Genomic DNA, 21,950 nt, shown 5'->3' on the forward strand with positions numbered 1-21,950 from the left:
ACCCTGTGTGACACCGACGTCCAACCCCTGAAGGCGTGCATCTCATGGCGATCGATACCGCTGCCAACCGCGCAGATCATCAGCTACTCACGCAGCAGCTCTCCCAGAAGCTCGCCGTGGCAGCACTCGGCGGTAGCGAGAAGTCCCGGGAACGGCACATCGCCCGCGGCAAGCTGCTCCCCCGCGACCGGGTCGACGAGCTGTTGGATCCGGGTAGCCCGTTCCTCGAGATCGCACCGCTGGCGGCCAACGGCCTCTACGGCGACGAGTGCCCCGGGGCAGGCGTGATCGCCGGCATCGGTCGCGTGGCCGGTCGAGAGTGCATCATCATTGCCAACGACGCCACCGTCAAAGGCGGCACCTACTACCCGATGACGGTGAAGAAGCACCTGCGCGCGCAGGAGATCGCCCTGCAGAACACACTGCCGTGCATCTACCTCGTCGACTCCGGCGGCGCATTCCTGCCGCGCCAGGACGAGGTATTTCCTGACCGCGACCACTTCGGGCGCATCTTCTTCAACCAGGCGACCATGAGCGCCAAGGGCATTGCGCAGATCGCCGCCGTGATGGGCTCGTGCACTGCGGGTGGGGCATACGTGCCGGCGATGAGCGACGAGGCCATCATCGTCAAGAATCAGGGCACCATCTTCCTCGGCGGCCCGCCCCTGGTGAAAGCCGCGACCGGCGAGGTCGTCACCGCCGAGGAACTCGGTGGCGGAGACCTGCACTCCAAGGTCTCCGGAGTCACCGACCATCTGGCAGACGACGACCGCGACGCATTGCGCCGCGTCCGGAAGATCGTCTCCACCCTCGGGCCCCGCACGCCGCGGCCATGGGATGCCGTTCCCACCCGCGACCCGATCGTCGACCAGAGCGAGATCTACGACGTAGTCCCCACCGACCCACGCACCCCGTACGACGTGCGAGAGGTGATCACCCGGGTGGTCGACGCAGGCGAATTCGACGAGTTCAAAGCCGAATACGGCAAGACACTCGTCACCGGATTCGCCCACCTCCACGGCCATCCCGTCGGAATCATCGCCAACAACGGTGTGCTGTTCGCCGAATCTGCGATGAAGGGCGCGCATTTCATCGAACTCTGCGACAAGCGCAGCATCCCACTGGTGTTCTTGCAGAACATCACCGGCTTCATGGTCGGCCGAGACTACGAAGCCGGCGGCATCGCCAAGCACGGCGCGAAGATGGTCACCGCAGTGGCCTGCGCCCGCGTTCCGAAGATCACCGTCGTCATCGGCGGCTCGTACGGTGCAGGCAACTACTCCATGTGCGGCAGAGCGTATTCCCCGCGCTTCCTGTTCATGTGGCCGAATGCGCGGATCTCGGTGATGGGCGGCGAACAGGCAGCGTCCGTCCTTGCCACCGTCCGAGGTGACCAACTGGATGCGTCGGGTAATCCGTGGTCGGAGCAAGACCAGGAGGCGTTCAAAGCTCCGATTCGCGACCAGTACGAGAGTCAGGGCAACCCCTACTATTCGACGGCCCGGCTGTGGGACGACGGCATCATCGACCCCGCCGACACCAGAACTGTTCTCGGACTGGCACTCTCGGCGTGCGCCAATGCGCCGCTCGAGCCGGTCTCCTACGGCGTTTTCCGGATGTGAGAGAGATGACCACGATGTTGGACACCATTCTGATCGCCAACCGCGGTGAGATCGCGGTACGCGTCGCTCGAACGTTGCGCCGCATGGGCATTCGGACCGTCGCCGTCTACAGCGATGCGGACGCCGACGCCCGGCACGTCCGCGAAGCCGATACCGCGGTACGACTCGGCCCTGCCAGCGCACGTGAGAGCTACCTCGACATCGACAAGGTGATCGCCGCCGCGAAAGCCACCGGCGCACAGGGAATTCACCCCGGCTACGGCTTCCTCTCGGAGAACTCCCACTTCGCTGCGGCCTGCGCCGAAGCCGGAATCGCCTTCCTCGGGCCGCCGGAGAAGGCCATCGAGGTGATGGGCGACAAGATCGCCGCCAAGGCCGCGGTCAGCGCCTTCGGTGTCCCGGTGGTACCCGGCATCTCCCGACCGGGACTGTCCGACGACGACCTCGTCGCCGGTGCCCCCGACGTCGGATTCCCGGTGCTGGTCAAACCGTCCGCAGGTGGCGGCGGCAAGGGCATGCGTCTGGTCGAGCGCGCCGAGGATCTGCCTGCCGCGCTGGCCAGTGCCCGCCGCGAGGCTGCCTCGTCGTTCGGCGACGACACGCTGTTCCTCGAGCGATTCGTGTTGCGGCCCCGGCACATCGAGGTGCAGATCCTCGCCGACGGTCACGGCAACGTCATCCACCTCGGTGAGCGCGAATGCAGCCTGCAGCGACGTCACCAGAAGGTCATCGAAGAAGCGCCGTCCCCTCTGCTCGACGCGCAGACCCGAGCGCGTATCGGCGAGGCTGCCTGCAACACCGCCCGCAGCGTCGACTACTCCGGTGCCGGCACCGTCGAGTTCATCGTCTCCGCCGACCATCCCGACGACTTCTTTTTCATGGAGATGAACACTCGACTACAGGTGGAACACCCGGTGACCGAGATGGTCACCGGCATCGACCTCGTGGAGTGGCAGGTCAGGATCGCCGCCGGCGAGCCACTCACGCTGAGTCAGCACGATATTCGACTGACCGGACACGCCATCGAAGCCCGCGTCTACGCCGAGGATCCCGGCCGCGGATTCCTTCCGACCGGCGGCCCCGTCGTCGGGTTACGCGAGCCCACCGGCACGGGCATCCGCGTCGACTCCGGTCTCGCCATCGGCACCGAGGTGGGCAGCAATTACGACCCCATGCTCTCGAAGGTCATCGCGCACGGCCCCGATCGGACTACAGCGCTGCGCAGCCTGGATCGTGCGCTGGCCGATACCTCGGTACTCGGCGTCGTCACCAACATCGAGTTCGCTCGATTCCTGCTCGCCGACACCGAGGTCCGTGCCGGCAATCTCGACACCGGCCTACTGGACCGCCGCGTCGAGGATTTCGTTGCCGCCGACGCCCCCGACGAGGCGATGATCGCCGCAGCCACCGTCGCCTGGCTCGATACGTGGCAGGAGGCGGGCCAGGACATCTGGGCAACGCCGTCGGGCTGGCGGGTGGGAGCGCACGCACCGTTCCAGCTCCGGCTGACATCCGGCACTCGGACCGCGCACGTGTCCATCACCGGGACCCTCGATGCGGCGACGGTCGTCGTCGACGACGAAGAACCGCGCCGACTGCGGGCCTCCGCTACCGAGGATTCCATCGACCTCGTACTCGATGATCGACGCGATTCGATGACCGTAGCCCGAAACGAATCGTCCACCTGGGTATCCAGCTCACGCGGCACCTGGAGAATCGATCGAATCGCCGAACCCAATGTGCGCGAGGACGACACGCAGTCCGGCGACGCAGAGATCCTCTCGCCGATGCCGGGTTCGATCATCGCGATCGGAACGACCTCCGGTAGCGCCGTCACCGCAGGCACGGCCATCGTCGTCGTCGAGGCGATGAAGATGGAACACACCTTGACCACGCCCATCGACGGCACCGTCGAACTCACAGTCGCAGTAGGAGATCAGGTCCGCGTCGACCAGGTCCTCGCCCGCATCGTTCCCACCGACACCGAAGAGGACAAGTCATGACCGAACATCTGTCGTCGTCCAATCTGCCCGACGAATACCAGCAACTGGTCAAATCCGTGGCGGACTTCACCCGCACCGTCGTCGCGCCGGTCTCGGCGAAACACGATGCCGAGCACTCCTTTCCGTACGAGGTGGTCGCAGGGATGGCCGAGATGGGCCTCTTCGGTCTGCCCTTCCCCGAGGAGTACGGCGGCATGGGCGGAGACTACTTCGCCCTGTGCCTGGCACTCGAAGAGCTCGGCAAGGTCGACCAGAGCGTCGCGATGACGCTCGAGGCAGGCGTCTCGCTCGGTGCCATGCCCGTCTACCGTTTCGGCAACGACGAGCAGAAGCAGCAGTGGCTACCCAAGCTCACCGCGGGCAAGGCACTGGCTGCCTTCGGTTTGACCGAGCCGGGTGCCGGTAGCGACGCGGGCGGCACCAAGACCACCGCCAAGCGCGACGGCGGTGACTGGATCATCAACGGCAGCAAGCAGTTCATCACCAACTCCGGAACCGACATCACCGAACTGGTGACCGTCACCGCTGTGACCGGCGTCGACGAGACAACAGGACGCAAGCAGATTTCGTCGATCCTCGTGCCCACCGACACTCCCGGGTTCGTGGCCGAAGCGGCGTACAACAAGGTCGGCTGGAATGCCTCGGACACACACCCGCTCAGCTTCACCGATGTACGAGTCCCGCAGGAGAACCTGCTCGGCCAGGAAGGCCGCGGGTACGCGAACTTCCTGCACATCCTCGACGAGGGCCGGATCGCGATCGCTGCCGTATCGGTCGGTGCGGCTCAGGGTTGCGTCGACGAGAGCGTCAAGTACGCCAAGGAGCGCGAGGCATTCGGCGCTCCGATTGCCCGCAATCAGGCGATCTCGTTCAAGATCGCCCGCATGGAGGCACGCGCACACACCGCACGGACGGCGTATTACGACGCGGCGGCACTGATGTTGGCGGGCAAGCCGTTCAAGAAGGCCGCGTCCATCGCCAAGCTCGTGGCCTCCGAGGCTGCGATGGACAACGCCCGCGACGCGACGCAGATTCACGGCGGCTACGGATTCATGAACGAGTACGTCGTCGCCCGTCACTACCGCGACAGCAAGATCCTCGAAATCGGTGAAGGCACCACCGAGGTTCAGCTGATGCTCATCGCCCGGAGCTTGGGGCTGTGAGCGACAAGCGCATTCGGCAACGCGGCCTGTGGTTCGAGGAGATGGAGCTCGGTACCGTCTACGAACATCGCCCCGGCCGCACCATCACCGAGGCCGACAACACATCTTTCACCACACAGACGATGAACACCCAGGCCCTGCATCTCGATGCCGCCTACAGTGAGACAACATCTTTCGGTCAACGGCTGGTGAATTCGATGTTCACCGTGTCCACCCTCGTCGGATTGTCGGTGACGCAGCTGACCCAGGGCACGATTGTCGCCAACCTCGGCTTCTCCGAGGTCTCCTTCCCGAAGCCGCTGTTTCACGGCGACACCCTCTACGCGGAGACGGTGATCTCGGACAAGCGCGAATCCAAGTCCCGCCCCGGCGAGGGAATCGTGACGTTCACCCACACCGGTCGAAATCAGCACGGTGACGTCGTAGCGATTGCCGTCCGCAAGACTCTCGTCCGGATGCGGCCCGAGGACGACGCGTCGTGACCTGGATTCCCCCTGGCCCGGCGTGGCTGTTCTGTCCCGCTGATCGACCCGAGCGATACGAGAAGGCAGCGGCCCGAGCCGATGTCGTCATTCTGGATCTCGAGGACGCTGTCGGTGCCGCGGACAAAGCCGGCGCTCGCGAGTCCGTGGTGTCGACACCGCTGGACCCGTCGCGCACCATCGTTCGAGTCAATGCGCACGGCACCGAGGACCAGGCTGCCGACCTCGACGCGTTGCAGCGCACCGAGTACACGACCGTCATGTTGCCCAAGTGTGAATCTGCCGGTCAGATAACAGCTCTGGCCCCACTGAATGTCGTCGCACTGATCGAATCCCCCCTCGGGGCGATGACGGTGTTCGACGCACTCGCAGCCGACAATGCCATCGGTGCCATGTGGGGCGCCGAGGATCTGGTCGCTGCGATGGGCGGGAATTCGAGTCGACACACCGGTGGGCAGTACCGCGATGTCGCACAGCATGTTCGGTCGCAGACATTGCTGGCCGCCAAGGCGCGGGGACTGTTCGCGCTCGATTCGGTCTACCTCGACATTCCCGATCTCGACGGCGTCCGCGCCGAGGCCGACGACGCTGTAGCCGTGGGCTTCGACGGCAAAGTGGCCATCCACCCCAGTCACATCCCCGTCATTCGCGAGGCCTATGCGCCCACGGTCGAGGAAATCGATTGGGCCACAGCCGTACTCGACGCCGTCGAGCACAATCGCGGGGTGTTCGCCTTCCGAGGTCAGATGGTGGACGCACCGGTGCTGGCCCATGCTCGACGCATCGTCGCCCGCCGACCGATGTAGTTGCAGACGCCGATTAACGGCAGGCGCTGTACGGTGGCTGTACGAGCATCGGCACGGAAGGCGCAGCAATGACGGCGAAGGACCCCGCCCTGACGGCGCTGGCCCAGAACTGGCTGGCGTTGTCGGTCCTGCACGGTCGCATCGAGAGCCGCATCGAGAAGGCTCTGCAGGCCGGCCACAACCTCAGCGCTCGCGAGTATTGGCTGCTCGACGTCCTGGCACGTCAGCACGACGGGGTGGGCGGACACCTGCAGATGAAGCAGGTGGCCGACGCCGTCGTCCTGAGCCAGAGTGCAACGACCCGTCTGGTCACCCGCCTCGAGGACCGCGGCCTGCTCACCCGGTACCTCTGCCCCACCGACCGCCGCGGCATCTACACCGACGTCAGTGACGAAGGCCTGGCTCTGCTCGAGGCAGCGCGGCCGACCAACGACGCGGCCCTGCGTGAGGCCCTCGACGAAGCAGCACGCGAACCGGACCTCGTACCCCTCGTCGACGCCGTCCGCCGATCCGCGAACTGACGTCAATCCAGCTGTTCGACGACCGTCCGAGTCGTATCGGCGACAAGGGCGTTCATGGCCGGTGAGTCCTCCGCGCCCGACGTCGTAGCACTGAGGACGACGAGCAGGATCCTCTGACCTTCGGGTCCGAGCATGAGGCCCGCGTCGTTGGAGACACCGTAGCTACCGGTTCCGGTCTTGTCGGCCGACGTCCACTGCGGGGGAATGCCCGCGCGGAAGCGAGCCGTGGAGGTTTGGGTGCCCGCCATCCAGTCCAGCAACTGCTGTCGTGATGCCTGCGTCAGTACGTCGCCGTCGAGCAGGGTCCGATAGCCGGCGGCCATCGAATTCGGAGTTGTGGTGTCCCGAGGGTCGTCGGGGATGGCCGTGTTCAACTCCGGCTCGATGCGATCGAGGCGGAATTCGGTGTCGCCGAGCGATCGCGCGAAGTCGGTGAGCGCCGCTGTGCCACCTGCTTCACGTATCAGCAGATTGCCGGATGTGTTGTCGCTCTTCGTCAACGCTGCGGAGGCGAGATCTGCGATGGTGACGACCGAGCCGGGTGCCCAATCGACGGCCGACTCGGGCACCTTGTCCTCTGCGGCGATTGTTCTGGTGTCGGTCAGCTGCAGCCTGCCTGCGTCGACGGCAGCGAGTACGGCCCCGACGGCGTACACCTTGAACGTCGAGCAGAACGCGAAACGTTCGTCACCGCGATAACTCTGGATGGATCCGGACGTGAGATCGAGTGCGCTGACGCCGAGCCGAGCGCTGTCCCTCGCCTCGAGCTGAGAATATGGCTGTTCGGCCATCGCCTGATCAGTCGTGGTCCGAGATGTACTCGCTGCGGATTGCGGTGGTTCGGTAGTGGCCGTCGAGGAGCACGCGACGCCTGCCGTCAACGTTGCTGCCGCGATCACGGTGATCAGTCGGGTGGTTGTCGAGGTACGCATGGGGTCATGCGATCACAGAACCTGGGTACGTAACTACTGGCCCCTCGGCCTTCCATTCCGCTTTCGGCCCAGCAGCTGTTCGCGGGCTCGAGCGCCTGGTTGCGAAAGCCGACCACGCGGGTGCGTGGAACCTTCGGCTCCATTATCGTTACTTCTGGTACGTAACGGAGAGCTCAATCGACCTCGAACGAGCCGCCCGGACGACTACAATCAGGAGGCACTTCATGAACGCCACCACACGCGCGATATTGAGCCCGGTCGTGGGTGCCATCGTCGCGCTGGCAATTCTCTGGGGCGTCGGCGGGGACATCCCGCTCTGGCGAGCCGCATCGATGGTTCTGGTCGGTGCGGGCGTCGTCTTCGGACTGAATTTCGCCTGGGAAGCCAATCCCTGGACCGAGAATCCCACAAGCGACGAGCACGAGCAGGTCACTGCCCGATAGAGGAACACTGCGGGAGGATCACTCGGCTTTCGACGGTGCCTCCCGCACTGCAACCGCCTGAGTAAAGCTTGGATTTCCCACGCTCACGGCCGTGCGTTCACTGCGCGGTCCATGTCGGATCGCGTTTCTGTAGGAATGCGGTGATTCCTTCGACGACGTCCTGCGTGGTGGTGAGTCGATCCAATTCCTGACGGTTCTGTGCCCACGAATCTTTCTCGTGCGCGATGGCACCGTCGGTGATACGTCGGGCCAGACGCTTGGATGCGCGCACCGCCAGCGGAGCGCCTTCAGCACAGAGCCGAGCGAGTTCGAGGGCGGTGTCGAGGACCTCGCTCGGGGCCACAACTCTGTTGACCAATCCCCACCGTGCGGCTTCCTGCGCGGAGATCGGCTGTCCGGTCAAGATCATCTCCAGAGCAATGTGTTCCGGCACCGCGGACATCAGCCGAAAAGCGCCACCTGCACCAGCGATGAGACCACGCCGGATCTCGGGCAGGCCGAACACTGCCGTGTCCGACGCGACGACCATGTCCGAGACCAGCGCGATCTCGGTTCCGCCGCCCATCGCCGACCCGTTCACGGCCGCGATGACCGGGACCGAGATCGGGTGTTGCACAATGCCGGCGAACCCCCAGTGCTCGGTCTCGGGCGGGGTCACCGCGCCGGGTCCTCCGGTGCCGAGGGCCTTCAGATCGGCACCGCCACAGAAAGTCGCCGATCCCGCGCCGGTCAGGACGATGGCTCGGATGTCTCGATCTGCCTCGGCGGACTCCCACGCCTCCCCGAGCAACGTGTGCACGCGGGCGTCGATGCTGTTGGCAGCTCGCGGTCGGTTGATGGTGACGACGAGTACGTGACCTTCCCGCCTGGTCAGTACGACAGGTTCGGTGCTAGCTGCTTCGGACACGGATGTTCCCCTCGATGGTGTCGACAGTGACTGTGGTCCCAATGATTTCGCGTGCCGGGTCGGTTCGATACAGGGACAGCGCACGGGCGCTGGCCGTGTCCCCGGGTGCCGTCTGTGCGGCGACGCGTCGTCCGCGTTCGTCTCTCGCGACGAGGAACGCCTGGTTCGGTTCCTGCTGCCGAGAATGCTCGACGGACACTGTCTCCACCACGAGAGTCCCGTCCTGTACAGGTGCACGAGGCGGTGAATCCGGCGTCAGCACTGCGGGTTCGGGATTTCCTACGTAGCCCTGTGGGTGCTGGTCGCCACCGAGCAGCACCGAGTGGTGATACGTCATATAGCCACCGTTCGCGTGCACCAGTGCGCAGTTCTTGCCGCCGCGAATCTCGCGGACGGATGCGGTGATCGAATGCAGCGAATGACTACTGAGGGGACCACCGAAGGACGAATGACCACCGGTCACACTGGGTACCAATGATTTCGGCGTTCCGAGGTGTCGGGTGGCGAGGGTCGGCACGATCGGGAAGCAGCTGTACACGTCGACCGCGTCGAGTTGTTCGACTCCGATCTCTGCGGCGCGCAAGGCTCGGTCCATCGCATCCTCCATCGCTGGAGACCGGCCGAAATCGCTGCGGTCGAGAATGTCGACCGAATCCTCGGCACCCGCACCGCCCCAGACGAACACGAGGTCGCCCTCGGGGACACCGCGATCTCGGGCTTCGGCCAAGCTGGTCACCACGATGCACGCCGCCTGGTCGACGAAGGGCATGGCGTTCATCGACAACGGATACGGCTCGCACACGATGCGGTTCTTCGGCGACGGCGTGCCGATGTCGGCAGCCGTCCGCACTCGCCCGTTCCACGAGTACGGGTTCTTCTGGGCGACAACGGAAAACTCCGCATAAAGGTCGCTGCACTCGACCAGTCGAGACTCCGGATCCAGTCCGGCCTCGAATCTGAAGCGGCTCTCGAACAACGGATAGATCCGAACCGGAGTGATGAGGCCGGCCTCTTGCATTGCGGCACTTCCGAGTTGATCGAGGTCGAAGGTGGGCGGACCTCCCGGGTCCGCGCTCCATCCCCCATCCCGCACGGGCTCTCGCCCGGCCTTGACCAAGGCGCCCATCGAGGCCTGCGCTTCACCGCCCGCGATCACCGCTACCGTCGACTCCCCGGACGCAATGCGCGAGGCTGCGCGGTCGAGAAGGCGCGCGGGCCACTGACCACCGATCGGCGCGTCGAACACATCTGTGGGGGTGGCACCGAATCTACGGGCCAGCGCAGCGGCGGGACTGGCGTAAGCCCAGCTGGCGATATGGCAGAACGTGATGCTGTCCGCTCTGCGAATCCACGGCTCCGACGTCGGCGAATCCTGGAGTGCCTCGGTGGCAGCGCGCGTGATCAGTTCCATGGGTTCGACGCCCATGGGTTCGCCGCGGCCGCTTGTCTCACCGATAGCCACGATCACCGGAACACGTCTCGGATCCACCGTCGACGCCTCGTGGCGTACAGAACTCATGACCGGGAACCTATTACAGACACAGATTGTCCGCAATGCCGGGTAGGTGCCACAATCCCTGGGTGACCGACAAAACCACGAGCCGACGGGGCAGGCCGCGTGATCCCGATCTGGAGGACCGCGTCTACGACGCAGTGCTCGAGGTCTACTGGGAGAAAGGCTGGTCGGGTTTCACGCTCGACGCCGTTGCTCGCCGCGCGTCCGTCGGCAGGGCGGCGCTCTACCGACGCTGGGAATCGAAGGGGGCCTTAGTCGTCGATGCGCTGGAAGCTCGAAGTCCGCTCGCGACACCGATCGACCTCGGCAACCTGCGGGCGGATCTCGTCGAATTGGCGGTGCAGCTTTTGCAGGGCTACCGAGGAACGGCCGGTCTCGTCAGCCTGCGCGTCGCCCTCGATGCGCGGGTGCACCCCGATCTACTCGGGCACATGATCGACACACTCAACCGAAGCCGACTGGTTGCGGCCCGGCTGATCGTGCACCGAGCCCAGAAACGGGGCGAATTACCCGAGTCGGCCGATACCACCAGGATTCTCGAACTCGTGACAGGAGCGGTTCTCAGCCATGTCATCTTCTCGCATCACACCGATGCCGATCGAGGCGACACCGAGGACCGCGTCTACGCAGAAAGTCTGGTCGACGCGGTCCTCGGTGGTGTGTAGCTCCGGTCGTGCGCGTTTTGCGCGCCTCCAGGTACGCAAAACGCGCACGTGGGAAGCTGCTCAGAACGCGTGGGCACCGACCAGAGCCGGCATCGGCACCACGAAGAGGTCTGCGGTGGCGATGCGTCGCACTGCGCGGTGCAGGGTGACCGACTCCAGTAACCCGTTGGCGTCCACCGTGTAGTCGACCTCGAGCACTCCCGCGGCGGTACCGATTCGGATGGTTCCCGGACGGCCGGACCCTGCGTTGGCAGTGACGACCCCACCGATGACCGTTGCCGCTGCGGCCACAGCCACCGCGGAGGTCAGTCCGATCGCCGGGTGCGGGGCCATCATCGAGAGCATGCGTACCGAGATGTCGTAGTCGGCGGAGGCAACGTGCTCACCCGTCGTCGTCACGTACTCCCGCGGCGGGCCGACGATCCCGACCTTCGGAATGGCATGCGAAACAGGTTCTTCGGGCTTGCTCAGCCCCATCCGCAGAGCGGCCTGTCGGCGTAGCGCGATCAGAGTGGGGACGTGAGCGGCGACGACATCGTTGGGCTCCGACCCGGTCAATCCGAAATCGGCGGCGTCGAACAATGCGGCGGGTGCGCCCGCCCGAACGAACGTTCCGCGGAACTCGTTGCCGCCGAGAGCGACTCGATCGACCTCTGCGCCGGTGGGAAGCATCGTCACTCGGTCCGAGGCCGGATCGGTGAAGGTCAACCCCACCGGGACGCCGAGAGCCGTGGTGCCGGGGACGGACGCGTCACCCTCGGCAGGAATACGTCCGCCGGGAGTCGCGATCTCCGCCGCCAGAATTGCACCGGTGTTCTCGTTGCGCATCCGGACCACGGTGACGTGGTCGTCCACGGCGACGAGACCGGTCTGCACGGCGTAGAGGCCGATTGCCGTCGCACAGTTTCCGCAGTTGCTGCCCCACTCCACGGTGCGGTTCTCGATGGCGACCTGAGCGAAGAGGTAGTCGACATCGATACCGGGTGCGCTGGAGCGTCGAACGATGGCGGCCTTGGAGGTGGTGGAGCTGCCTCCCCCGACACCGTCGAGCTGACGCGGGTCACCCGATCCGAAGGCCGCGGTCAGGATGTTGTCGAGACCGCCGGCGTCGGCGATGTACGGGTCGATGTCGACCGCGTTGAACAGCCAGCACTTGCTGGTGCCTCCACGCATCCACGTTCCACGAAGAGTGAACATCTGGTGTGCCTTCCGATCAGGATCCGATGCTTCCACCCTGCGACAGAGGATGGTCAAGCACAATTACGAAATATGTTCAGGCCGTGCAGGAGCGCTTAACGCATGCGTCCCGGTCAGAACAGCTCGGGCACGACCACCAGGATCAACCAGCACAGGGCCGGCGCGATGGCGACGACGATCCCTGCATTGAGCAGCAGTTGACGGTAGAAACGCGGGCGCTCGATGTTCTGCGCGTTGGCCAGCACGAGCGCACCGTTGGTGGAGAAGGGCGAGACATCGACGACGGTGGCCGAGATGGCCAGAGCAGCGACGACTCCGACGACCGGCAGTGCACCGGTTCCCAGCAGCGGCATGGCCAGCGGAATGACGGCGGCCAGCAGAGCGGTGGAGGACGCGAACGCCGAGGTGATGCCGATGACGTAGCAGAGCACGATGGCCACGATGATCGGAGCACCGATGGTGATCGCCATTTCGGCCAGGTGATCGATGGTGCCCACTTCTTGCAGGATCGAGATGTAGGTGACCATGCCGGCGACCAGCAGAACCGTCGACCAACTGATGTCTGCGATGGCTTCGTTCTGCTTCTTCAGATCCGTGAACGCCAGGACCGCTCCGGCTCCGATGGCGATGAAGCTGATCGGCAGGTGCAATACGAGAACGAGTACCAGGAGTGCGCCGATGAGGAAGAGCGTGAGCTTCTGGACGAACGTGACCGGGGCCGGGGCGTCGACCAGTGTGGTTGTGGTCGGACGAGTGAGCACCTGGGTGCTGCCTCCTGCCGAGCTGCCGCCGCCGGTGCCGCCGCCGGTGGGGACGGACGTCTTGACCGGCGTTCCGCCGACGGGGCCACTGCCGGGAGCGGGATCGGTGGACCCCGTTGCGGTGTACTCGAAGCCCTTCATGCGGGCCAGGGCCGCGTAGCCGACAACCGTCAGCACCGAGAGCAGCAGGTTGATGCCGTAGCTGGCGAAGAACAGCGTCCACGGGTTCAGGGCGAGGCCGTTGTTCTCGACGATGTCGCGAACCAGTACACCGGAGACGGAGATCGGGGAGAACGCGCCTGCATGGGCACCGTTGATGACCATGATGCCCATGACCAGCGGGCTCATGCCGGTTCGAGCTGCGAAAGCCATGGCTGCAGGCACGATGAGCGCCACCGCGGCGGGGCTGAAGGTACCGAGTGCAGTCAGGACCGAGGCGACGAAGAAGAACACCCACGGAACCACCGTCACTCGACCGTGCACCGCTCGGATGCAGCTGTTGACCAGAAGATCGATGGTGCCGTTGCGTTTGGCCATGCCGAAGAAGTAGGTGACTCCGACGATGGTCAACACGATCGAGCTGGGGAACTCGTTCAGAATTTCCTTGTCGTCGAATCCCAGCGCGAAGTATCCGACCACGAAGGCACCGATGAAGCCGAGGATGCCGATGTTGATCGGAAAGAAGGTTGCGATCACGAACATCGCAACCAATGCGATGAGCGGGAGGATCTCGATGGAGGTCATGGGCGTCTTTCAGGTGGCTGGTAGGTGCTCGGTTACATCCGCACTCGAACGTTGTCCCAGTCACATTATTGACGTCCGCCTTTTAGGACAATATCGTTTTGCTACCTGGCCGTTTAGCTCAGCTGAAAGATAGACGCATGAACCACACCTTCGACGTCGTGACGTTGTTTCTTCTTCTCGACATCGCCGAGGCCGGATCGCTGACGGCCGGTGCCGAGCGGGCGAACATGACCCCCTCCGCGGCGTCGCAGCGCATCAGCAAACTCGAACACGGCATCAAACAACCGGTGTTGACCCGCCTGCCACGCGGCGTACAACTCACCGAAGCCGGCGAAATCCTCACCAGCCGCGCCCGCTTGTTCAGACGGGAGATGCGCGCCGCGAGCGGCGACCTCGAAGCGATCCGAGGGCTCGAACGCGGTTCGGTGCGGCTCGGCTCGTTTCCCACGGTCAGCGCGTCGCTGCTCTCCGACGCGTTGAAGGACTACCACTCGCGGTGGCCCGGCGTCGACGTCCGCGTGCGATCGGCGGTCCGCCCGCAGTTGCTCGACATGCTGCATTCGAGCGAAATCGACCTGGCGCTGCTGTGGAGCTACGCCTGGACGGAAGAGGCCGAACGATCGCTGTCACTCGAGCCGCTGATGGAAGACCCGACCGTGCTGCTGCTGCCGATCGACGACGATCGGGTGCAGCACGATGTATCGCTGCACGATCTTCGTGACGCGCGATGGATCATCCGCAGCAACGACCACCCGGCTGCCGAAGTTCTCTATCGCAGTTGTCGCGTAGCAGGATTCGAGCCCGACGTCGTCTACGAGGCACACGACTATCAGGAGATCGAGGCCATGGTGGCTGCCGGTGTCGGCATCGCAATGGTGCCCGGGTTGTCGGTCATTCACCATCGACCCGACGTCACCACCATCGACTTCCCCGACACGGATCGGGTACCGACGCGCGTCATCTACATCGCGTCACTCGCCAGGCGTCAGTACACCCCGGCGATGTATGCCATCTCGACCGCATTGCGCGGTGCGGCCGAGCGCATCGCAGCTGCGACTACAGCAGTTCCCTGATGGCGTTCTCGAAGCCGGTGACGTGTTCGAGGGTCAGTTCGGCCGCGGTGTCCGCATCGCCGTCGATGATCGCCTGCAGCAACACGACGTGCTCACGGACATGGCCGGCCACGTTAGGCAGTCGGTCGAGAAACAGGCACCAGATGCGCGTGGCGTGCGCGTCGAGGCTGACCAGAATGTCTTCGAGGTGAGGATTGCCCGACGCCCGATAGATCTCTCGATGCACCGCAACATCTTTGCGCAGCACCTCGCGTGAATCGTCGGTGTCGTCGATGCTCGCGATGGAGGCCGCGAGCTCGGCCAGCCGGTCTCGAGCCGCCCGTGTCGCGGTCCGCGCCGCACGAGCCGAGGCCGCCGGCTCGAGCTGCTTGCGGATCTCCGAGATGTTGGCCAGGTCGGTCATGTCGACGGCGGTCGCGAAGGTTCCGCGTCGGGGATACGCGACGACGAGGCGCTCACGTTCGAGTCGTTTCAGACCCTCACGAATCGGTGTGCGCCCCAGCCCCAATTGCTCGGCCAGGCGGTCGTCGTTGATCGGTTCACCGGGACGAATTTCCAACATGATCAGCTGCTCACGCACTATTTCGTAGGCTCGATCGGCGTTGGTTCCGACAAACTGCGTTGCATCCATCACCGGCTGAATTTCGATCGTCATCTTGTCTGCTCACTCCCGGTCGACGCCCCGCCCTTGACGGCTCTGCTTTGTGATCTTACTCTATTGGCATCTTGATATATCAGTTCCAGATCATTGATCTTCCAGAAGGGCGGCCATCTTGACGCAGGACTTCGCACCGACAGCGACGGCACCGCACCCGAGAGGCGTGACGAACCGAGTACTCGCCGATCTCGACCCCGAGGTGCACCGCGCGATCAGTGCCGAGCTCGGCCGCCAGCAGAACACCCTCGAAATGATCGCGAGCGAGAACTTCGCACCCTTGGCCGTCATGCAGGCGCAGGGTTCGGTACTGACGAACAAGTACGCCGAGGGCTACCCCGGCCGGCGCTACTACGGCGGATGCGAAAACGTCGACGTCATCGAGCAACTCGCGATCGACCGGCTCAACGCCTTGTTCGGATCGTCGTTCGCCAACGTGCAGCCGCACTCCGGTGCGCAGGCCAATGCCGCTGCCATGGCGGCACTGCTGCAGCCGGGCGATTCGATTCTCGGTCTCGCACTCGCCCACGGCGGACACCTCACGCACGGCATGAAGCTGAACTTCTCCGGCAAGCTGTACGACGTCTCGGCCTACCACGTCCGCGAAGACGACCATCTCGTCGACATGGCAGAGGTGGAGCGCCTCGCCCACGAGCACCGTCCCAAGCTGATCATGGCCGGTTGGTCCGCCTACCCGCGCCACCTCGACTTCGCCGAATTCCGCCGCATCGCAGACGAAGTCGGTGCCTACCTGATGGTGGACATGGCGCACTTCGCCGGCCTGGTCGCCGCCGGACTGCACCCGTCACCGGTACCGCACGCGCACGTGGTCACCTCGACGACGCACAAGACGCTCGGCGGACCGCGCGGCGGCGTCATCATCACCAACGACGCCGCGCTGGCGAAGAAGTTCAACTCCTCGGTCTTTCCCGGTCAGCAGGGCGGGCCCCTCGAACACGTCATCGCCGGCAAGGCCGTCGCCTTCAAACTTGCTGCAGAAGAGGACTTTCGGGAACGGCAGCAGCGCACCCTCGAAGGCGCGAAGATCTTGGCCGATCGACTGTTGACCGACGACGCAGCAGCCGCAGGCATCGACGTGGTCTCGGGCGGCACCGACGTCCACCTCGTTCTCGTGGACCTGCGCAAGTCCGAACTGGACGGCAAGCAGGCCGAGGACAGACTCCATCACGTCGGAATCACCGTGAACCGCAACGCAGTTCCGTTCGATCCACGGCCACCCATGGTGAGCTCCGGAGTCCGCATCGGCACCCCGGCCCTCGCGACCCGCGGCCTGGACGCCACGGCCTTCGCCGAGGTCTCCGACGTCATCGCCCACGCGTTGCGTCCCGACACCGACGACCGCGGACTCGATGCACTGCGAATCCGGGTCGAAGCCGTCGCCGCGCAGTTCCCCCTCTACTCCGACCTGACGGAAGGCTACCGATGACCGCCCCCGTAACCCCTCCGGGCGCACATCTGCCCGACCACCCGGACTTCCTGTGGCGCAACCCCGAGCCGAAGAAGTCGTACGACGTCGTGATCATCGGCGGCGGCGGACACGGCCTGGCCACCGCGCACTACCTCGCCAAGAACCACGGCATCACCAATGTGGCTGTGCTGGAGAAGGGGTGGCTCGCCGGCGGAAACATGGCGCGCAACACCACCCTCATCCGGTCCAACTACCTGTGGGACGAGAGCGCGCGCATCTACGAGCACTCGCTGAAGCTGTGGGAAGGGCTCGCCGACGACCTCGACTACCCCATCCTGTTCAGCCAGCGCGGCGTCCTCAACCTCGCGCACAGTCTGCAGGACGTGCGCGACAGCGTGCGACGCGTCGAGGCCAACCGACTCAACGGCATCGACGCTCAGTGGGTCGACCCCGACGAGGTCAAGAAGCTGTGCCCGATCGTCAACATCTCCAGCGACATTCGCTACCCGGTGCTCGGTGCGACGTACCAGCCACGCGCCGGCATCGCCAAGCACGACTACGTCGCCTGGGGATTTGCCCGACGCGCCGACGCGGCCGGTATCGACATCATCCAGAACTGTGAGGTCACCGGCTTCACCACCGACGGCAACCGCGTCACCGGGGTCAAGACCACGCGTGGCGACATCGCCACCGGCCAGGTCGCGCTGTGCGCAGCCGGGCACACCTCGACGCTGACGGACATGCTCGGCATCAAGACTCCGCTGCAGAGCCATCCGCTGCAGGCCCTCGTCTCGGAGTTGCTCGAGCCCGTGCATCCCACGGTCGTCATGTCGAATGCCGTGCACGTGTACGTCTCTCAGGCCCACAAGGGCGAACTGGTGATGGGTGCGGGCGTCGACTCCTACAACGGCTACGGCCAGCGCGGTGCGTTCCACATCATCGAACGGCAGATGGCAGCTGCAGTCGAGTTGTTCCCCGTCTTCGCTCGCGCGCACCTGCTGCGCACCTGGGCCGGCATCGTGGACGTCTGCCCCGATGCCTCCCCCATCGTCGGACGCACGCCGTTCGACAACGTGTTCCTCAATTGCGGTTGGGGTACAGGCGGATTCAAGGCCACCCCCGGTGCCGGTTGGTGCCTGGCCGACACCATCGCCAACGACGAGGTCCACGAGTACATCGCACCGTTCAGTCTGGACCGATTCGTCACCGGCGCGCTGGTGGACGAGCACGGTGCCGCAGGCGTGGCTCACTAGTTTCTCCGCCCCGACACACGCAGCACCCGAACGAGAAATCTTGGAGTGGCAATGCAATTGATCGAATGCCCGTGGTGCGGGAGTCGAGAAGAGACCGAGTTCCACTACGGCGGCCAGGCGCACATCGCCTACCCCGAGGATCCCTCGGCTCTGACCGACGAACAGTGGGCGCACTTCGTGTTCTTCCGCGACAACCCCAAGGGGCTCTTTGCGGAACGGTGGAGCCACAGCGCGGGCTGTCGGCGTTGGTTCAACGCCGTGCGGGACACCGCCACCTATCGAATCCACAGTGTCTATCGCCTCGACGACCCGAAGCCGGTGAACCCATGACCGCATTCCGCACCGCATCCGGCGGCCGCATCGACCGCACGAGCACCTTCGACTTCACGTTCGGCGGCTCGGCCCTGCAGGGCCACCCGGGCGACACGCTGGCATCTGCGTTGCTCGCCAACGGTATTCATCAGGTGACCACCAGCATCAAGCTCGGCAGGCCCCGTGGATTCACCGCTGCATGGGCCGAGGACACCGGCGGACTCGTACAGATCGAGGAGCCGTTCCCCGAGCCGATGCTGCTCGCCACGACGATCGAGCTGTACGACGGCCTGGTCGCTCGGGGCATCCCCGGACAGGGGCGTCTCGCCGAGATCTCCGACTCCGCCAAGTACGACGCCATGCACGCCCACGCCGACCTGTTGGTCGTCGGCGCCGGCCCGGCCGGTCTGACGGCCGCTCTGGTCGCCGCCCGCAGTGGCGCTCGCGTGGTCGTCGTCGACGATCAGAGTGAATTCGGCGGCTCCCTGCTCGGCTCCGACGACGTCATCGACGGACGGCCGGCCCTGGACTGGGTTGCCGACGCGGTGGCCGACTTGTCGACCTTCCCCGACGTGACGTTGCTGCGCCGCACCACCGCGTTCGGTTCCTACGACGACGGCTTCGTGCTCGCCCTCGAGCGTCGCACCGATCACCTGGGCTTGGAAGCTCCTGCAGCGCTGAGCCGTCAGCGAGTCTGGCGTATTCGCTCGCGTCACATCCTGGTGGCCACCGGCGCCCACGAGCGGCCCGTCGTCTTCACCGACAACGACCGACCCGGAATCATGTTGGCGCACAGTGCACGTACGTTCCTGCATCGCTACGGCGTGACGGTAGGAACCGAGGCCGTGGTGTTCACCACCAACGACAGCGCGTACAAGGCAGCCGTCGATGTGCACGACGCCGGGGTCCGCATCGCGCGCATCGTCGATGCCCGCTCCGAGGCACCGGAACACTGGCTCGGCCCGTGCCGCGAGCGCGGTATCGAAGTGCGCACCGGCAGCGTCGTATCCGGCACCCGCGGCGACACCCGCGTCACTCATGCATTGGTGACCGGTGCCGACGGTGCCACCGACACCGTGGCGTGCGACGTACTGCTCGTCAGCGGTGGCTGGAACCCCGCCGTCCACCTGTTCAGTCAGGCCCGCGGAAAGCTCCGCTACGACGGCGAACTCGGTGCGTTCGTTCCCGCGGACGACGTCGAGGGCATCAGTGTCGCCGGGTCGGCCTCGGGAGTGTTCGATCTGGCAGGATGCCTCCGCGACGGTAACTCGGCCGCGGCAGGTGCGCTGACCCGTCTCGGCTTCGACGTCACCGAAACGTCGCCACCAGCAGTCGAATCCGTGCCCAGCAGCGAGTCGCTGGTGCTGTGGCGGGTGCGCGACGACTTAGGAGCCGACAGCCAGTTCGTCGACGTGCAGCGTGACGCGACGGTGGCCGATCTGGTCCGCGCCGTCGGTGCAGGCATGTCGTCGATGGAACACATCAAGCGCTACACCACGATCGGCACCGCGCACGATCAGGGCAAGACCTCCGGTGTGGTGTCCTCGGGCATCGTGGCGGAGCTGCTCGACAAGCCGGTGGAGAACCTGGGCACCACCACCTTCCGACCGCCGTACACCCCGGTGGCGTTCGCGGCGTTGGCCGGCCGCAACCGCGGCATGGCCTTCGACCCGGAACGGGTTACTGCAGTTCATGATTGGCACGTCGCCCGCGGCGCGGTCTTCGAGGACGTCGGACAGTGGAAGCGGCCCCGCTACTATCCACTGCCCGGCGAGGAGATGCACGACGCCGTGCTCCGCGAGTGCGCGGCCGTGCGTGCAAGCGTTGGCATGCTCGACGGTTCGACACTGGGCAAGATCGACGTGCAGGGCCCCGACGCCGGTGTGGTGCTGGACATGTTCTACACGAACATGATGAGCAACTTGAAGGTCGGCATGGTTCGCTACGGCGTGATGTGCGGTGCCGACGGCATGGTGATCGACGACGGCACCGTGATGCGGTTGGCGGACGACCGATTCCAGGTGTTCACCACCACGGGCGGCGCAGCAGGAATGCTCGACTGGATGGAGGAATGGCTGCAGACCGAATGGCCGCACCTGGCGGTTCGGCTGACGTCGGTGACCGAGCAGTGGGCCACGTTCCCCGTCGTCGGACCGCGCTCCCGCGACCTCGTCGGCGAGATCTTCCCCGAGCTCGACGTCTCCAACGAGGCGTTCCCGTTCATGGCCTGGCGTGACGCCTCGGTCGACGGTGTGCCGGTACGCGTGGCGCGCATCAGCTTCTCCGGTGAACTGGCCTTCGAAGTGAACATCGATTCTTGGCACGCCCACGCACTGTGGTCGCGGCTGATCGATGCGGGCGAGAAGTACGGCATCACCCCCTACGGCACCGAGACCATGCACGTGCTGCGGGCCGAGAAGGGCTACCCGATCGTCGGCCAGGACACCGACGGGACCGTCACCCCACAGGACCTCGGTATGAGCTGGGCGGTATCGAAGAAGAAGCTCGACTTCATCGGAAAGCGCTCGTTCGACCGTGCCGAGAACCGGAACCCGTTGCGCAAGCAATTCGTCGGGCTCCTGCCCGTCGATCGGGAGACCGTCCTCCCCGAGGGCTCGCAGATCATCGAGCACTCCGAGAGCGGCGTCCTCCCCGAGCTTCCGGTTCCGATGCTCGGCCACGTCACGTCGAGTTACGCCAGCGCAGAATTGGGCAGGCCGTTCGGGCTGGCCCTGCTCGAGGCCGGGCGTGACCGACTCGGCGACATCCTGCACGTCCCGGTGGGCGACACCCTCGTCGCCGTGGAAGTCACCGGCTCCGTACTCGTCGACCCGGAAGGTAACCGCCGTGATGGCTGACCGACTCGCCGCCAGAAGCCCACTCGCAGAAACAGTTCTGCCGGACTCGTCTGCTGTCCGCATCGTGGAGGAGCCGTTCCTGGCCGGGATCGACCTGTGGGTCGACCCGAGCGGGCCGGGCGGTGCCGCTGCCTCGGCCGAGCTCGGCACCGAGCTGCCCGGCCCCGGACGCGTTGCCGAGGGCACGAACACCACCGCGATCTGGCTCGGCCCGGAGGAGTGGCTGGTGATCGGGGCGGGCCTCGATCCGGTCGAACTCGAACACCGTCTCGGCTCGGCCGTTCGTGAGCATCGCGGTGCGGCAACCGATGTGTCCGCACAGCGAACCAGTCTGCGGCTGAGCGGTTCCCGGGCCCGCGACGTGTTGGCGAAGGGGTGCTCGATCGATCTGCACCCTCGCGTCTTCCCGGCCGGGTCGACGGTACAGACGATGCTGGCGATGGCAGGCATGATCCTCATTGCCTGTGACGACACCGGAACGGACTATCGAATCCTGGTGCGCTCGTCGTTCGCACGCTATCTCGCTGCCTGGCTGACCGACGCGGCCGAGGAATACACCGACGCCGGCTGAGTCGGACCACCGAACCCGACGCGAGAGAAAAGGTGAC

The 21,950-nt window shown here is 65.3% G+C and carries 20 protein-coding genes; 14 read left to right on the forward strand and 6 right to left on the reverse strand.

The genetic code is table 11. The features are described from left to right. The first annotated feature begins 44 nt into the window (after positions 1-44). From CH278_RS25035 to CH278_RS25060, 6 genes are all read left to right on the forward strand, one after another. A complete protein-coding gene (locus CH278_RS25035) occupies positions 45-1,622 on the forward strand; it encodes a carboxyl transferase domain-containing protein (RefSeq protein WP_094623137.1) in 1,578 nt (525 codons plus the stop codon). A gap of 5 nt (positions 1,623-1,627) precedes the next feature. Next, on the forward strand, positions 1,628-3,625 hold the full coding sequence (locus CH278_RS25040) for an acetyl/propionyl/methylcrotonyl-CoA carboxylase subunit alpha (RefSeq protein ID WP_094623154.1): 1,998 nt from the start codon (positions 1,628-1,630) through the stop codon (positions 3,623-3,625). Then, positions 3,622-4,788: an acyl-CoA dehydrogenase family protein gene (locus tag CH278_RS25045; protein WP_027494717.1), complete on the forward strand. Its 1,167-nt coding sequence runs from the start codon at positions 3,622-3,624 to the stop codon at positions 4,786-4,788. Before CH278_RS25040 ends, CH278_RS25045 begins: the two co-directional genes overlap by 4 nt. After that, positions 4,785-5,270, forward strand: coding sequence for a MaoC family dehydratase (locus tag CH278_RS25050; RefSeq protein ID WP_027494718.1), 486 nt, complete (start codon positions 4,785-4,787; stop codon positions 5,268-5,270). The genes CH278_RS25045 and CH278_RS25050 overlap by 4 nt, the downstream gene beginning before the upstream one ends. Further along, positions 5,267-6,076, forward strand: coding sequence for an HpcH/HpaI aldolase/citrate lyase family protein (locus CH278_RS25055; protein WP_094623138.1), 810 nt, complete (start codon positions 5,267-5,269; stop codon positions 6,074-6,076). Before CH278_RS25050 ends, CH278_RS25055 begins: the two co-directional genes overlap by 4 nt. 68 nt (positions 6,077-6,144) lie before the next feature. Then, on the forward strand, positions 6,145-6,597 hold the full coding sequence (locus tag CH278_RS25060; protein ID WP_032373551.1) for a MarR family winged helix-turn-helix transcriptional regulator: 453 nt from the start codon (positions 6,145-6,147) through the stop codon (positions 6,595-6,597). Between the two features lie 2 nt (positions 6,598-6,599). On the opposite strand, the gene bla is transcribed toward CH278_RS25060, so the two are convergent. Further along, positions 6,600-7,529: a class A beta-lactamase gene (gene bla, locus CH278_RS25065; RefSeq protein WP_094623139.1), complete on the reverse strand. Its 930-nt coding sequence runs from the start codon at positions 7,527-7,529 to the stop codon at positions 6,600-6,602. A 224-nt stretch (positions 7,530-7,753) separates the two neighbouring features. Here bla and CH278_RS25070 point away from each other — a divergent pair, with 224 nt between their 5' ends. Continuing rightward, entirely contained in the window at positions 7,754-7,972 is a 219-nt protein-coding gene (locus CH278_RS25070) for a hypothetical protein (protein ID WP_027494722.1), read from the forward strand. 97 nt (positions 7,973-8,069) lie between these two features. Here the strand turns inward: CH278_RS25070 and CH278_RS25075 are convergent, their stop codons facing one another. Beyond that, positions 8,070-8,879 (reverse strand): enoyl-CoA hydratase/isomerase family protein, encoded by an 810-nt coding sequence (locus CH278_RS25075; protein ID WP_094623140.1) that lies wholly within the window; start codon positions 8,877-8,879, stop codon positions 8,070-8,072. Further along, complete coding sequence (locus CH278_RS25080; protein WP_256991922.1) at positions 8,863-10,398, reverse strand: acetyl-CoA acetyltransferase; 1,536 nt, start codon at positions 10,396-10,398, stop codon at positions 8,863-8,865. Before CH278_RS25080 ends, CH278_RS25075 begins: the two co-directional genes overlap by 17 nt. Positions 10,399-10,460: 62 nt before the next feature. Here CH278_RS25080 and CH278_RS25085 point away from each other — a divergent pair, with 62 nt between their 5' ends. Next, the gene (locus CH278_RS25085; RefSeq protein WP_032367890.1) at positions 10,461-11,060 is read left to right on the forward strand and encodes a TetR/AcrR family transcriptional regulator; all 600 of its coding nucleotides are present in this window, start codon (positions 10,461-10,463) and stop codon (positions 11,058-11,060) included. A 60-nt stretch (positions 11,061-11,120) separates the two neighbouring features. Here the strand turns inward: CH278_RS25085 and CH278_RS25090 are convergent, their stop codons facing one another. Together CH278_RS25090 and CH278_RS25095 are read right to left on the reverse strand one after the other, a co-directional pair. Continuing rightward, positions 11,121-12,257: a PrpF domain-containing protein gene (locus tag CH278_RS25090; protein ID WP_094623156.1), complete on the reverse strand. Its 1,137-nt coding sequence runs from the start codon at positions 12,255-12,257 to the stop codon at positions 11,121-11,123. 113 nt (positions 12,258-12,370) lie between these two features. Continuing rightward, positions 12,371-13,762, reverse strand: a complete 1,392-nt coding sequence (locus CH278_RS25095; protein ID WP_032373557.1) for an SLC13 family permease — start codon at positions 13,760-13,762, stop codon at positions 12,371-12,373. A gap of 137 nt (positions 13,763-13,899) precedes the next feature. Between CH278_RS25095 and CH278_RS25100 the strand changes: the two genes are divergently transcribed. Further along, positions 13,900-14,835, forward strand: coding sequence for a LysR family transcriptional regulator (locus CH278_RS25100; protein WP_027494728.1), 936 nt, complete (start codon positions 13,900-13,902; stop codon positions 14,833-14,835). Here the strand turns inward: CH278_RS25100 and CH278_RS25105 are convergent. Beyond that, entirely contained in the window at positions 14,819-15,490 is a 672-nt protein-coding gene (locus CH278_RS25105; RefSeq protein ID WP_027494729.1) for a GntR family transcriptional regulator, read from the reverse strand. The genes CH278_RS25100 and CH278_RS25105 overlap by 17 nt on opposite strands. A 166-nt stretch (positions 15,491-15,656) precedes the next feature. Between CH278_RS25105 and glyA the strand changes: the two genes are divergently transcribed. From glyA to CH278_RS25130, 5 genes are read left to right on the forward strand one after another with little or no spacing between them, the layout of a single operon-like run. Then, positions 15,657-16,937, forward strand: coding sequence for a serine hydroxymethyltransferase (glyA, locus tag CH278_RS25110; RefSeq protein ID WP_027494730.1), 1,281 nt, complete (start codon positions 15,657-15,659; stop codon positions 16,935-16,937). Beyond that, entirely contained in the window at positions 16,934-18,172 is a 1,239-nt protein-coding gene (locus CH278_RS25115; RefSeq protein WP_027494731.1) for a sarcosine oxidase subunit beta family protein, read from the forward strand. The genes glyA and CH278_RS25115 overlap by 4 nt, the downstream gene beginning before the upstream one ends. A 51-nt stretch (positions 18,173-18,223) precedes the next feature. After that, complete coding sequence (locus tag CH278_RS25120) at positions 18,224-18,502, forward strand: sarcosine oxidase subunit delta (RefSeq protein WP_027494732.1); 279 nt, start codon at positions 18,224-18,226, stop codon at positions 18,500-18,502. After that, the gene (locus tag CH278_RS25125; protein WP_094623142.1) at positions 18,499-21,342 is read left to right on the forward strand and encodes a 2Fe-2S iron-sulfur cluster-binding protein; all 2,844 of its coding nucleotides are present in this window, start codon (positions 18,499-18,501) and stop codon (positions 21,340-21,342) included. Before CH278_RS25120 ends, CH278_RS25125 begins: the two co-directional genes overlap by 4 nt. After that, positions 21,335-21,913 (forward strand): sarcosine oxidase subunit gamma, encoded by a 579-nt coding sequence (locus CH278_RS25130; protein WP_094623143.1) that lies wholly within the window; start codon positions 21,335-21,337, stop codon positions 21,911-21,913. Before CH278_RS25125 ends, CH278_RS25130 begins: the two co-directional genes overlap by 8 nt. Positions 21,914-21,950: the final 37 nt, after the last annotated feature.

Source organism: Rhodococcus sp. 05-2254-5 (genome assembly GCF_002258575.1).
Classification (GTDB): domain Bacteria; phylum Actinomycetota; class Actinomycetes; order Mycobacteriales; family Mycobacteriaceae; genus Rhodococcoides; species Rhodococcoides fascians.

Coding starts and splice junctions, on each gene's coding strand:
- CH278_RS25060 (WP_032373551.1), top strand. CDS start 6,145: ATGACGGCGAAGGACCCCGCCCTGACGGCGCTGGCCCAGAACTGGCTG.
- CH278_RS25095 (WP_032373557.1), bottom strand. CDS start 13,762: ATGACCTCCATCGAGATCCTCCCGCTCATCGCATTGGTTGCGATGTTC.
- CH278_RS25070 (WP_027494722.1), top strand. CDS start 7,754: ATGAACGCCACCACACGCGCGATATTGAGCCCGGTCGTGGGTGCCATC.
- CH278_RS25105 (WP_027494729.1), bottom strand. CDS start 15,490: ATGACGATCGAAATTCAGCCGGTGATGGATGCAACGCAGTTTGTCGGA.
- CH278_RS25120 (WP_027494732.1), top strand. CDS start 18,224: ATGCAATTGATCGAATGCCCGTGGTGCGGGAGTCGAGAAGAGACCGAG.
- CH278_RS25035 (WP_094623137.1), top strand. CDS start 45: ATGGCGATCGATACCGCTGCCAACCGCGCAGATCATCAGCTACTCACG.
- CH278_RS25045 (WP_027494717.1), top strand. CDS start 3,622: ATGACCGAACATCTGTCGTCGTCCAATCTGCCCGACGAATACCAGCAA.
- CH278_RS25100 (WP_027494728.1), top strand. CDS start 13,900: ATGAACCACACCTTCGACGTCGTGACGTTGTTTCTTCTTCTCGACATC.
- bla (WP_094623139.1), bottom strand. CDS start 7,529: ATGCGTACCTCGACAACCACCCGACTGATCACCGTGATCGCGGCAGCA.
- CH278_RS25040 (WP_094623154.1), top strand. CDS start 1,628: ATGACCACGATGTTGGACACCATTCTGATCGCCAACCGCGGTGAGATC.
- CH278_RS25090 (WP_094623156.1), bottom strand. CDS start 12,257: ATGTTCACTCTTCGTGGAACGTGGATGCGTGGAGGCACCAGCAAGTGC.
- CH278_RS25080 (WP_256991922.1), bottom strand. CDS start 10,398: ATGAGTTCTGTACGCCACGAGGCGTCGACGGTGGATCCGAGACGTGTT.
- CH278_RS25130 (WP_094623143.1), top strand. CDS start 21,335: ATGGCTGACCGACTCGCCGCCAGAAGCCCACTCGCAGAAACAGTTCTG.
- CH278_RS25125 (WP_094623142.1), top strand. CDS start 18,499: ATGACCGCATTCCGCACCGCATCCGGCGGCCGCATCGACCGCACGAGC.
- CH278_RS25115 (WP_027494731.1), top strand. CDS start 16,934: ATGACCGCCCCCGTAACCCCTCCGGGCGCACATCTGCCCGACCACCCG.